This is a genomic window from Bellilinea sp. (genome assembly GCF_053501535.1).
In genome coordinates this window covers 1-11,484 of sequence record NZ_JBRCOK010000062.1, presented here as the reverse complement: position 1 = coordinate 11,484, position 11,484 = coordinate 1, and the positions used below count along the sequence as shown (strand labels likewise).

Sequence of the window (11,484 nt, the reverse complement as noted above, 5' to 3'; positions counted from 1 at the left end):
CGCAACGGTTTGAGGCCGTTAATGCCATTCCGAGCGAAGCGACACTCACCAGTGCTGACGGGAATCTCCCCTCTTACTTATGGTAGGCCGTGCGGGAGATTGCCACGCTCGCTGCGCTCGCTCGCAGTGACATTAACCCGTCCTGACGGGAATCACCCCCACCCTCCTCCCCCAAAATCGCTGCGCCGATTTTGGGGGAGGCGCAGGAGGGGGCCCTGTCAGAGATTGCCACGCTCGCTGCGCTCGCTCGCAGTGACATTAACCCGTCCTGACGGGAATCACCCCCTCCTGCACCTCCATTTATTTATCGCCACAACGCAAAGGCTTCATTTTCCGGCGCGCTCTTGTGTTAGAATCAAAGCCAATGACACAACCGCGCTTGATTCTGGCATCCAATTCACCCCGCCGCCGGCAAATGCTGGCGTGGACGGGCTGGACCTTTGAAACCGACGCTGCCGACCTCAATGAAGACCCTCTGCCGGGTGAGCCGCCGGGCGAATATGTCAGCCGGCTGGCCGGCGAAAAGGCGCGCACGGTTGCCCAGCGCTACGCCGGTGAGCCGGTGTTCATCCTCGCCGCCGATACCACCGTTGCCGACGGCTACGATTTACTCGGTAAACCGGCTGATGCACAAGAGGCACGCGCCATGCTGCGCCGGCTGCGCGGACGCACCCATCAGGTCTATACCGCACTGGCGCTCATGGATGTGCAGAATGCGGTGCTGATGCAGGATGTATGTGTTTCTCAAGTCACCATGCGCCCCTACAGCGATGTGGAAATTGAAAACTACATTCAAAGCGGCGACCCGTTCGACAAAGCCGGCGGTTACGCCATTCAGCACGCCGATTTTCGTCCGGTGGTGGATTTTGGCGGCTGCTTTGCCAGCGTGATGGGCCTGCCGCTGTGTCATTTGCAGCGCACAGCCGCGCGGGTGAACTTTGTCCCCCCGCACAATGTGCCCCAAATGTGTCAAAACAACTTGAAGTACTCCTGTCCCATCTGGCAGGCCGTGTTGGACGGCGAATCGGTCGGCTGAGACAGGCTGGATTACCGGAGAAAATTCATGAAAGTTCGTTCACTGCTGATGCTTGTGCTGGTACTGCTGACCGCCTGTACCACGGCAACCAACACCCCCCCTTCACCAACCGGTACAAACGGCACACCCACCTTGCTGCCGCCCGTGCTGAACGTGACCCCCGCACCGGATGTTCAAAACGCAGCCCGCGCCTTTTTGGACGCCTGGGAAAATGAAAACTACCAGGCCATGTACGACCAGTTGACCCTGCTCTCGCGCGATGCCATTCCTTACGAGGACTTCTCCAGGCGTTTGAAGGAAATTGCCGTTACGCTTTCATTGCAGCAGGCTCAGTTTGAAATCACTCAGGCGCTGATCAAAAACCCGCAGGAAGCCCAGGTCGCCTACCGAGTCACCTATCAAACCGTACTCCTGGGCAACATCAGCCGCGATACGCTGATGAACCTGTCGCTGCAAAACGGGCAGTGGAAGGTGCAGTGGGAAGACGGCATGATTCTGCCCGAACTGCGCGGCGGCAACCGCCTGGTGATGGACATCACCATCCCCAGCCGCGGCAATATCTACGATGTCAAAGGCAGCGCCCTGGCGGCCCAGTCGGATGCGGTGGCACTGGGAATCATCCCCGGTCAAATTGAAGAAGGCAAAGAAGGCACGCTGCTGGTCGAACTTTCCAACCTGACCGGTCTGAATACCGATTACATCCGCTCGCTGTACGAATTTGCCGCCCCGGACTGGTACATTCCGGTGGCGGATGTTTCGGCTCAGGCAGTGCAGCGCCGCTTTGAGGTGCTTTCATCGCTGGGCGGCCTGGTGATGACCACCTACAACACCCGCTATTACTTCGACAATACCGCACCGCACGTAACCGGCTATGTGCAGCCGATCCCGGCTGAAGAACTGGATGAATACCGCCGGCGGGGTTACCGCGGCGATGAACGCGTTGGGCGCGCCGGTCTGGAAGTGTGGGGCGAGCAGTATCTGGCCGGTCAGCGCGGCGCATCGCTGTATGTGGTTGACCCGCAGGGCGTGACCCTCACCCGTCTGGCACAACGCGATTCAGCGCCTTCCAACTCCATTTACACCACCTTCAACAAGGATTTTCAATTACAGGTGCAGCGTGCCATCGAGGGCTTTCGCGGCGCAGTGGTGGTGCTGGAACGCGATACCGGGCGCGTGCTGGCCATGGCTTCTTCGCCGTCCTTCGACCCGAATTTGTTTGACCCCAACAACTACAACAGCCGCTGGCTGCTGAACGAACTGTTCGACCCGGCTACCACCCCGCTGCTTAACCGCGCCGCGCAAAGCGGCTATCCGCTCGGCTCGGTGTTCAAAATCATCACCATGGCCGCAGCGCTGGAAACCGGCGCTTTTACCGCCGAAAGTGAGTATGACTGCGGCTACACCTTTAATGAATTACCCGGCATTACCCTGTACGACTGGACCTACGAGAAAGAAGTGCCCGCCAGCGGCCGCCTGACTCTGCCGGAAGGGCTGATGCGCTCCTGCAACCCATGGTTTTATCACATCGGTCTGTCCATGTATCAGCAGGGCTACACCGAGGATGTATCGAAAATGGCGCGGGCATTTGGGCTGGGCAGCCCGACCGGCATTGAGCAAATTACCGAAGTCGCTGGCAACATGCCCAACCCCGCCAACGAAAACGACGCCGTCCAGCTGGCCATTGGTCAGGGCACCATGCTGGTCACCCCCCTGCAGGTGGCGCGCTTCATTGCTGCAATTGGCAACGGCGGCACACTCTACCGCCCGCAGGTGGTGGAAAAGATTACCGACCCGGACGGCAACCCAATCTTCGCCTTTCAACCCGAGCCGCAGGGAAAACTGCCGCTTTCCGAGGAAAACCTGAAGATCATTCAGGATGCCCTGCGCAGCGTGGTTGCCAACCGGCGCGGTACGGCTCAATATGTGATGGTGGGTCTGCAGGTGCCAGTTTACGGCAAAACCGGCACGGCCAGCAACCCGGGTGGTAAACCACATGCCTGGTTTGCCGGTTACACAGATGCCAAACGCAGCGACCTGCCCGACATTGCCATTGCCGTGATTGCCGAAAACGCCGGGGAAGGCTCGGAGATTGCCGCGCCCATCTTCCGGCGGGTGGTCGAATCATACTTCTTCGGGCGCCCCAGCCGGCTCTACCCGTGGGAATCCACCTTCTACATCACCCGCACGCCGACCTCCCTCTACACCGACACCCCGCGCCCAACCAGCACTCCTGAACCCACCAGCACCCCCGAACCATGATTGGAGCCGCGCCGTAAAGGCTATGAATCAACCCACCTTGCACGGACAGGTTACGCGCTTATTATCCGGCTTTTATACCGTACAGAACGAACATGGAACGTGGGTGTGCCGTTTGCGCGGGCGCTTGAAAAAACAGCGCGCCCAGGCTGACATTGTCGCTCTGGGAGACCGGGTGCAATTCCTCCCGCTGCCGGACGGCACGGGGGTGATCGAAGCGGTTGAGCCGCGCACGCATGCCCTGGTGCGCATGGCGCCCACCGCGCGCGGCGAATATCAGCAGGTACTGCTGGCCAACCCCGATCAGGTGGTGTTTGTGTTTTCCTGCGCCAATCCTGCTCCGCGGCTGGGCATGCTCGACCGCTTCCTGGTGATTGCCGAACAGCAGGGTATTCCCCCTCTGATTGTTGCCAACAAAACCGATCTGGTGGCGGCAGAAGAAGCCCGCCGATTGTTTGCCGAATACCCCCCGCTGGGTTATCCGGTGATCTACACCTCGGTGAAAACCGGCGAGGGCATTCAACAATTGCATGACTGCCTGAAAGGCAAACTTTCGGCACTGGCCGGCCCTTCGGGAGTGGGCAAATCCAGCTTGCTGAATGCCATTCAACCGGAACTGGGCCTGGCGGTTCGGGAAGTCAGTCAGGCTACCTCCAAAGGCCGGCATACCACCGTCATCCGCCAGATGTTTCCGCTGCAGGATGGCGGATTTGTAGCCGACTTGCCCGGCTTGCGTATGCTGGCATTGTGGGATGTGCAACCGGAAGAACTGGACGGTTACTTTCCGGAACTGCGCGAGCGGGTGCAGCAGTGCGCCTTCAATGACTGCACCCATCGCAACGAACCGGGCTGTGCCGTGCAGGCTGCCCTGCAAAACGGAGAAATTTCCCCGCGCCGTTATCAATCCTATCTACGCATGCGCTTTGGGGAGGAGGAAGAAGAATAATGGTCATCTGTCGAATGCAATGGCAAAAGTTGACGCTCATTTTACGCAACCCGTTCCGCCTTTCTTACGGAGTGAGCGAAACCCGCGAAACCTACTGGCTGCGGCTGGATAAGGACGCCGGCTGGGGAGAAGCCACCCTGCCGCCCTACTACGGCGTGGACTTCGCCAGTTTTGAAGAATACTGGAAGAAGATGTCCCAAACCGGCCACCGCCTTCCCGAAACGCCTGCGGAAATTGAGGAATGGCTGGGCGAGGAAGGCCCGCCCGCCGCCCGCGCTGCCCTTGATCTGGCGCTGTACGACAGCATCGGCTTGACCCACAACCTGCCGCTCTACAAGCTGCTTGGGCTGCCTTACCCCAGCGGGCTGCCCACTTCGTTCACCATTGCCATTGACACGCCGGATGCCATGGCTCAGCAGGCAGCCGAACATCCCGAGTTTCCCATCATCAAGGTCAAACTGGGCTCGGATGACGACCTGACCCGCCTGCGCGCCGTGCGCAGCGCCCGCCCGGATGCCCGCTTGCGGGTGGATGCCAATGCCGGCTGGTCTTTTGACGATGCGCTCTACAACATCCGCGCCATGGAAAATCTCGACCTGGAAATGATCGAACAGCCGCTGGGCATTCACGAAATTGAAGCGATGGGTGAACTGCAAAAAGTCACCAGCATTCCGCTGGTGGCGGATGAATCGGTGCGCACCCTGGCCGATATTGAAAAACTGGCTCAGGCTGGCATTGCGGGGGTGAACCTGAAACTGATGAAAGCCGGCGGTCTGACACCCACCCTGCGCATGTTGAACCGCGCCCGTGAACTGGGGTTGAAGGTCATGCTGGGCTGTATGGTAGAAACCTCGCTGGGCACCACCGCCATGGCTCACCTGTGCGGACTGGCGGAGTGGATTGATCTGGACGCGCCTTTGCTGATTGCCAATGACCCCTTTGATGGCATCACCTATGATAAAAACCTGCGCATCCGCGTACCGGAACGCCCCGGTTTGGGAGTCATTTTGAAAACGGTAGAAGCAGTCGAGGAGAAGAATGGCGACCATGAACAACATTGAAACCTTGCTGGAAGAAATTGCCTCTCACCACCGCGATGAACGGGAACACCTCTTTGATATCCATGTTGAAAAGCAAACCGCCTCGCAGGTGGTGTTGAGCGGACGGGTACTGGAAGAATCCGATCTGGAAGAATTGCGCCGGCATTTGCCGCCGGGCTGGACGATGGATGCTCATGCCGTGCGCGTGCTGCGCCGTTCGGTAGCCGCAACGCTGTGCGTGGCAACCAACCTGACCAGCCTGCACCGCCAGCCTTCTTTCCTCGCCGAGCAGTTAACCCAGCTGCTTTACGGGCGGCGGGTGGAAGTATTGGAGGAACAGGAACGCTGGGTTTTCGTGCGCTGCGATGACGGCTATCTGGGCTGGACTTACCGCCCCTATCTGCGTGAGCAGCCGGCTGCCCCGCCTACGCATCTGGTGGTGGCGCCGGTCGGTTTACTGCGCAGCGAACCGCGCCCAAACGCCCCCCTGTTGACGCGGGTTCTGGGCGGCACTTTCGTTCAGGTCTGGCAGGAACAGGACGGCTGGGCTTACCTGCAGGCCAATCAAAGCGGCTGGCTGCCGCTGGAGGACCTGCGCAGCCTGACCAGCCTGCCGCAAAGCGAAGCCGCCCGCCGCGCCCAAATCACCGCCGATGCCGCGCGGCTGATCGGTGTGCCCTATCTGTGGGGCGGCACGAGCGCGCACGGGATTGACTGCTCCGGCCTGGCGCAGCTGCTCCACCGCTGGGTGGGCATCACCATCCGCCGCGATGCCGATATGCAAATGGAAGACGGCAAGCCGATTGAACCGGAGGAAATGCAGCCCGGTGATTTAGCCTTCTTTGGCGAAAACGGCGAAACCCGCAGCATTACCCACGTTGCCATCAGCATGGGCGGCTGGGAGATTGTCCATTCCTCACGCTCGCGCAACGGGGTTTACTTCGATAACATTCAGAAAGATGCCTACCTGCGCGAACATTTTGTCGGGGCGCGTACTTATTTGAAATGAGCGGTCTGGCTTTTGAAACACCGCTGGGGGCAAGGGTCGTCATTGCCGGGCGGGAGCGCGATTACTTCTCCGGCACGGGTTACCTCGGCTTGCACAATCATCCAGCCGTGATTCAGGCCGCCGTGCAGGCCGTTCAACGCTATGGGATGAGCACCGCCACTTCGCGCGGCGGCTATGGCGAACACTCGCTCTACGATGAACTCAACCGCCAGGCGGCCGCCTTTTTTGGGGAAGATGGCATCCTGTATTATGCTTCCGGTTATCTGGGCGGGATGATCCTGGTGCAGGGACTGGCCGAACAGTATGATCAAATCTTTCTGGACGAAGCCGCGCACTACTCGCTGCGCGACGCCGCCCGCGCCAGCGGCAAACCGCTGCACCTCTTCCACCACCGGGATGCCTCCCATCTGGCAGAAAGTTTGCGCCTTCACCTCGCCGCGGGTGAGCGTCCACTGGTGTTGACGGACGGCCTGTTCCCCATTTCAGGCGAGGTTGCCCCGCTGAATGAGTACCTGCCCTTGGTGCAGTCCTTTGACGGACTGCTGGGGGTGGATGATGCCCACGGGGTGGGCGTGTTGGGTGAAAACGGACGCGGCAGCCTGGAATGGCTGGGACTGGGCGGCGCGGAAAGTGTGCAGGTATGCGCCACACTCAGCAAAGCCCTGGGCGGTTACGGCGGCATTTTGTTCGGCAGCCGGGCGCGAATCAGCGAAATGGAGAGCCGCTCGCGGGTGTATGTGGCCGCCAGCCCGCCGCCCTTACCGGTGGCAGCAGCCGCCGCCAAAGCGCTGGAAATTGCCCGCAGTGAGCCGCAGCGCCGCCAGCGGTTGTGGGAGAATGTGGCGCTGGCGCGTGCCGGATTGCGCCGGCTGGGCTGGGAACTGCCCGACACACCGGCGCCCATCCTGTGCCTGCGGGCGCGCCCAGGGGTGGATTTGGCGCGCCTGCGCGCCGGATTATTCGAGCGCGATATTTGCGTGGCACATGTCACTTCGTACAGCTCCACCCCGCCCGGCGGCGCACTGCGCATCGCCATTTTTGCCACGCATACAGCAGAGCAGATCGAACGACTGGTGGAGGCGCTGGGAAACCTGTTGTAAAGGTCGGTGCGGGAGATGTGCCTGCGCGCAAGCGCTAGCGAACGCGGCAATTTCCCGCACGGCCCCCACCCACCTCCCCCAATATCGCGAAAGCGATTTTGGAGGAGGCGAAGGAGGGGGTCTGTGCCGCTGCGCGCGGAATGACGTAAACCCTGGTTGTCCTTTCGAGCGGGTGTCAGCCGGCGCGGCGGTTTCCCGCCGGGACGGCGCGCAAACCGTCCTGCGGTGTCCACACCACGCGGCGCAGCAGCAGCGGGCGCACCCCGCCGCCGGTGCTCAGGCGTGCCCATTCGCCCGCCAGCCGCTCGCCCAGCCGCGCCGGACGGCCGGCGGGGGTGGTCAGGCGGCCGTCCGGCTGCAGCAGCCAGCGCGCCTCGTCTTCAGCCGGCAGGGCCTGCACGATCAACTCCCGTTCGGCGTTGACCTGAACGCTCAAAGGGCGGCCGGCCGCGTCCGGGCTGCCCAGCAGGTCAAGCAGTTCGGCGCCGCACGGGCGCAGCCCATCACTGGGGTAGGCGGTTACACCGGGCAGGTCGGCCGGCAGGTGCACCCCCTTCAAAAACTGCCCGCCGCTTTGCGGAGCGGTCAATTCCAGCAGGCGGGTGCGGCGGCTTTGCCCGGCCAGAATGTAAAAATTCAGGTCGTTCAGCCCGCCGGAGCCGTCTGCCCAGGCCGAACCGTTCCAGTTCATCATCCGCCCGGCGGGGTAGGGATTGTTGCCCTCGCGGTACAGCACGTAATAATGAGAGGAGTTGAGCGCACCGCTGCGGCTGAAGCGCAGCCAGTAAGTCAGGCCGGCCTGCAGCAGGGGCGGCTCAGCAAAGCGGAAACGCGCCCAGCCCCGCCCGCCGGGCAACGCGTCGGCGGGCAGGCTGCTGCCGGCGAGAACGGCGCCGGGCGTTCCGTTCTGGTCGGCGCATACCTCCACCACCACTCCGTCGGCGGGGGTGGCGTTGCGCTTCAGGTTCAGCCCGGCTTCCAGCAGGTAAAACGGCCCGTAGTCGGTTTGGAAGCTTTGTGCCAGCAGCGCGTCACTGGTTGCCAGCCGGCCCAGCGTTTGCGGGGTTTGCGCCGGTTCAAGGAAGCCCTCCCGCCCCTGCTCGATCCACAGGTACGACCAGTCCAGCGTGCTGAACCAGCCGCGGCAGATCAGGCGCAGGGAGGGAGCGGCGCGGCGCGCCAGCAGGAAGGGTTCTGCCTGCGGCAGGGCATGGCGCTGCAGGTAAGCAGCGCGGGCTGAAAGCGCACGGGAGGGGTCTTCCGGCCCCAGCTGCAGCAGGCGTTCTTTGCGCCCAAAGCGATTGAGGCTGAGCGGGTCTTCGGCCCAATCGGTGCGGGTAGGCCGGGCGGTGAAGGGCGGCTCGTTGACCGGCGGGGTATAGACCGCCGCTACGCGGTTGGCGAGTTGGGCAAGGTCAAAAACCGCCCCCGCCCTGCCGAGGTGGATCTCCGCGCGCGCCACAAAGCCGTTCCAGCAGGCTTCGCCCTCCGGGGAGTCCACCACCAGTGGGCGGCGCAGGGCGTCGGCAGCCCATGCGGCGGCATCTGCCGCGGCGGCGGAGTCCAGCTGCGCCGAAAGAATTGCCAGGGCTGCCCCGCCGGGTTCCTCCCACACCAGACGTTCCATGCGCAGCGGCCAGGGCGGCGGCAGGCAGGGGGTGTCATCGCGCAAAAACCAGCGGATGGAAAGCGTCTCGTTCATGGCAGGTTCACCCGCGGCGCGTAAAAAGCCTGCACCTCACAGCGCCCGTCGGGCGGGGCGCCGCTTTCGGTTTCCCACAGCAGGTACAGGCGGCAGTCATTGCCGGGCATCAGCTGCGCGCCGGCCCCGCTGAGCGTGTGGGTAAAGCCGATTTCTCCAGCCGCAGTCCGCGTGTAGGCCAGCCGATTTTCACCATCCAGCCACACCTCGGCGGCGGATGCGCCGTTCAAGGCGTTCAGTTCCAGCCAGCCTTCGGCCGGCAGCAGATGGAAGAAGTCCACATCCAGCGTTTTGGGGCTGCTGTCGCGGCTTTCGGCGTGCAGTTCCAGCGCCAGCCCGGCCGGGGTGATTTGCGGCTGCCAGCGCGGCGGCAGATGGAGCGCAGCGCCGACCTGCAGGGCGCTTTGCGGCTGTAGCAGGAATGGCGGGCTTTCTTCCAGTGGATGTCCGCCGGTATCCAGCAGCCGCCAGCGCAGGTACACCCCGGCTGGGGGCGGGCTGGCAAGCCGCAGCACGCTGCGAAAGGCCCGCCCGGCGGCAAATCCCAGCAGGAGAGGGGAAAGGCTCCAGCGCAGCAGGGCAGCCGAATCGGGACGCGTCCACTGCACGCGGCGGTAAGCCGCGCCGCTGGCGGTTGCATCCGTCAGCAGGCTGCTTGCGGAACAATCCGCGCCCGGCAGGGCGGCTTCGCCTTCCAGGGCGTGCGGAAAAGCCTCCCCGCCCCACTGCAGGCGGCTGCCGGCGGCAATGATGAGGCGCTGCAGGGTCTCTCCGGTTGGTTGCAGCAGGCGCACCCGCAGGCTGAGCGGGGCAGGCAGACCGCCGCGCAGGTCGCCGGCGGCAATATCGGCAAAGTTCTGGTGCCCGCCGCCGCCGTCGGAATGGTTGAAGAGGGTCAGGCCGGTTTCCAGCCGGCTGCCGTTGGCGTTGGAAAGCGGCAGGGCGGCTGCCGTTTTGCGCCAGTTTTTGCTGCGGCGCAGGTAAAGCCGGGCGGTAAAGGCGCCGCGCGCCGCACTCTGGTTGAGCGGGTCGGCTTCCAGCCACCCGTCGCGCAGGGCGGCGTAGAGCGGTTCATCTCCGGCCGCGGCGCGGTGCTCCAGCCGGGCAAAGGGCGTGCCGCGTACCTGGCTCAGCACGGCTTCCAGCCCTTCCAGCCACTCGCGGATGCCCGCTCCGCGCAGTCCCAGCAGGGCGCATTCGATGACTTCCCCGTCGTTTTCGGATGGGCGCAGTTCCAGCCAGCGCAGAGATTCCAGAGGCGGCTGGGGCGCGGCGGAGTGCAGTGCCCAGCCGGGTGAATCGGGCAGCAGAATGGTCAGCGAATTCATCGGCATCACTCCAGCGGCCAGCCGGGCTGCTGCGGGTCGTCGGCGGGTGGGTAAGGGGCGCTCTCGGCGGATTGCAAACGGCGCAGGCGGTAGCGGTTCAGCCCGCTCAGCCCTTTCTCGAAACAGTCCAGCAGGGTGCGGGCGGTGGTCAGCGCGGCGGCCTGCTGACCGGCGTGGTAATCGAAGGCGTCCAATCGTTCGGCTGCCCGGCCAAGCAGCGCGTAGCCCAGCGCGCCGCGCAGCAGCAGGCTGTTGAGGATGGTCGGCAGGGTGGTCGGATTATTTTCGCCGTCCAGCCCGTAAATCAGCCAGCTTTCGCCGCTGGCTGCCAGCAGATCGTGGTAGGCCTGGCGCAGGGCGTGGGTCAGTTCGGCGTCGCTCCAGATGACCGCCTGCGGGTCGCGCAGAATGTGACGCAGTTCGGCAATCAGGTCGCTGGCGGTGTTCACCGGTTTTCCTCCCTCGGCCAGCACAATTTGCGCCCGTCGGCGGCGATGATGATCAGCCGGCCCTCGTCCGTCTGACGGAAGGCGAGCGGGGTTTCCTTCAGCCCCAGGGCGCGGCAGGCCTGCTGCACCGGCGGCGGCAGTTCCGCCCAGCCGGGCTGCGGGTTGGGCAGGGTGGGCTGGCTGGCGCGGCTCATCGGTGCGGCTCCTGGCTGCGCCCGGCGTCTTCGATGGCGACGCCGGTGGAATAAACGGCCAGAGCGGCGATGACCCCCTGGACGGCCTGCCAGCCGTTCAGTTCGCCGCTGCTCCAGCCGGCGGCTATGGTGACCAGCGCGGCAATCAGCGCCCAGAATTTGCGCGAACGCAGCAGGCGTTCCAGTTGAGAAAGGATGGGTTGCATGTTGGTTTTTCCTCCGGTTGAAAAAGTTGGGTGAAGCGCGGCAATCTGCCGCACAACCCCCACCCACCTCCCCCAATATCGCGAAGGCGATATTGGGGGAGGATGGAAGGGGTGATTCCGGTTAGCAGTGGTGAGTTTGGCTGCGCTTGGAGTGCCATGAACAGCCCCATGTCCTTTTGAGCGAGCGACAGCGAGCGCGGCAATCTCCCTTCCTTGAG

Annotated in this window: 11 protein-coding genes; 6 read left to right on the top strand and 5 right to left on the bottom strand. The window is 63.4% G+C overall.

Going from position 1 to position 11,484, the window contains the following annotated elements; genetic code table 11:
• The first annotated feature begins 364 nt into the window (after window positions 1-364).
• The 6 genes from ACWIZX_RS06680 to ACWIZX_RS06655 are packed head-to-tail and all read left to right on the top strand — an operon-like array spanning window position 365 to window position 7,387.
• Entirely contained in the window at window positions 365-1,036 is a 672-nt protein-coding gene (locus ACWIZX_RS06680; protein WP_448335232.1) for a Maf family protein, read from the top strand.
• A 27-nt stretch (window positions 1,037-1,063) separates the two neighbouring features.
• A complete protein-coding gene (locus tag ACWIZX_RS06675; protein WP_448335231.1) occupies window positions 1,064-3,295 on the top strand; it encodes a penicillin-binding transpeptidase domain-containing protein in 2,232 nt (743 codons plus the stop codon).
• A 22-nt stretch (window positions 3,296-3,317) separates the two neighbouring features.
• Complete coding sequence (gene rsgA / locus ACWIZX_RS06670; protein WP_448335230.1) at window positions 3,318-4,238, top strand: ribosome small subunit-dependent GTPase A; 921 nt, start codon at window positions 3,318-3,320, stop codon at window positions 4,236-4,238.
• Window positions 4,238-5,299 (top strand): mandelate racemase/muconate lactonizing enzyme family protein, encoded by a 1,062-nt coding sequence (locus ACWIZX_RS06665; RefSeq protein WP_448335229.1) that lies wholly within the window; start codon window positions 4,238-4,240, stop codon window positions 5,297-5,299. The genes rsgA and ACWIZX_RS06665 overlap by 1 nt, the downstream gene beginning before the upstream one ends.
• Window positions 5,286-6,287 carry a C40 family peptidase gene (locus tag ACWIZX_RS06660; RefSeq protein ID WP_448335228.1) on the top strand — a complete coding sequence of 334 codons (1,002 nt, stop codon included), beginning with the start codon at window positions 5,286-5,288 and terminating at the stop codon, window positions 6,285-6,287. Before ACWIZX_RS06665 ends, ACWIZX_RS06660 begins: the two co-directional genes overlap by 14 nt.
• Entirely contained in the window at window positions 6,284-7,387 is a 1,104-nt protein-coding gene (locus tag ACWIZX_RS06655) for an aminotransferase class I/II-fold pyridoxal phosphate-dependent enzyme (RefSeq protein ID WP_448335227.1), read from the top strand. Before ACWIZX_RS06660 ends, ACWIZX_RS06655 begins: the two co-directional genes overlap by 4 nt.
• Window positions 7,388-7,562: 175 nt before the next feature.
• Here ACWIZX_RS06655 and ACWIZX_RS06650 read toward each other — a convergent pair whose 3' ends face one another.
• The 5 genes from ACWIZX_RS06650 to ACWIZX_RS06630 form a co-directional block, all read right to left on the bottom strand.
• Window positions 7,563-9,089 carry a choice-of-anchor R domain-containing protein gene (locus ACWIZX_RS06650; RefSeq protein ID WP_448335226.1) on the bottom strand — a complete coding sequence of 509 codons (1,527 nt, stop codon included), beginning with the start codon at window positions 9,087-9,089 and terminating at the stop codon, window positions 7,563-7,565.
• Window positions 9,086-10,423 (bottom strand): hypothetical protein, encoded by a 1,338-nt coding sequence (locus ACWIZX_RS06645; RefSeq protein WP_448335225.1) that lies wholly within the window; start codon window positions 10,421-10,423, stop codon window positions 9,086-9,088. The genes ACWIZX_RS06650 and ACWIZX_RS06645 overlap by 4 nt, the downstream gene beginning before the upstream one ends.
• Window positions 10,423-10,866 carry a hypothetical protein gene (locus ACWIZX_RS06640; RefSeq protein WP_448335224.1) on the bottom strand — a complete coding sequence of 148 codons (444 nt, stop codon included), beginning with the start codon at window positions 10,864-10,866 and terminating at the stop codon, window positions 10,423-10,425. Before ACWIZX_RS06640 ends, ACWIZX_RS06645 begins: the two co-directional genes overlap by 1 nt.
• Complete coding sequence (locus ACWIZX_RS06635; RefSeq protein WP_448335223.1) at window positions 10,863-11,060, bottom strand: hypothetical protein; 198 nt, start codon at window positions 11,058-11,060, stop codon at window positions 10,863-10,865. Before ACWIZX_RS06635 ends, ACWIZX_RS06640 begins: the two co-directional genes overlap by 4 nt.
• On the bottom strand, window positions 11,057-11,484 hold a 428-nt coding region (locus tag ACWIZX_RS06630), incomplete at its 5' end, for a hypothetical protein (RefSeq protein WP_448335222.1). The genes ACWIZX_RS06630 and ACWIZX_RS06635, both read right to left, overlap by 4 nt.

Bases quoted from the DNA above. Each gene is read 5' to 3' on its own strand.
- ACWIZX_RS06680 (WP_448335232.1), top strand. From the start codon at position 365: ATGACACAACCGCGCTTGATTCTGGCATCCAATTCACCCCGCCGCCGG.
- ACWIZX_RS06675 (WP_448335231.1), top strand. From the start codon at position 1,064: ATGAAAGTTCGTTCACTGCTGATGCTTGTGCTGGTACTGCTGACCGCC.
- rsgA (WP_448335230.1), top strand. From the start codon at position 3,318: ATGAATCAACCCACCTTGCACGGACAGGTTACGCGCTTATTATCCGGC.
- ACWIZX_RS06665 (WP_448335229.1), top strand. From the start codon at position 4,238: ATGGTCATCTGTCGAATGCAATGGCAAAAGTTGACGCTCATTTTACGC.
- ACWIZX_RS06660 (WP_448335228.1), top strand. From the start codon at position 5,286: ATGAACAACATTGAAACCTTGCTGGAAGAAATTGCCTCTCACCACCGC.
- ACWIZX_RS06655 (WP_448335227.1), top strand. From the start codon at position 6,284: ATGAGCGGTCTGGCTTTTGAAACACCGCTGGGGGCAAGGGTCGTCATT.
- ACWIZX_RS06650 (WP_448335226.1), bottom strand. From the start codon at position 9,089: ATGAACGAGACGCTTTCCATCCGCTGGTTTTTGCGCGATGACACCCCC.
- ACWIZX_RS06645 (WP_448335225.1), bottom strand. From the start codon at position 10,423: ATGCCGATGAATTCGCTGACCATTCTGCTGCCCGATTCACCCGGCTGG.
- ACWIZX_RS06635 (WP_448335223.1), bottom strand. From the start codon at position 11,060: ATGAGCCGCGCCAGCCAGCCCACCCTGCCCAACCCGCAGCCCGGCTGG.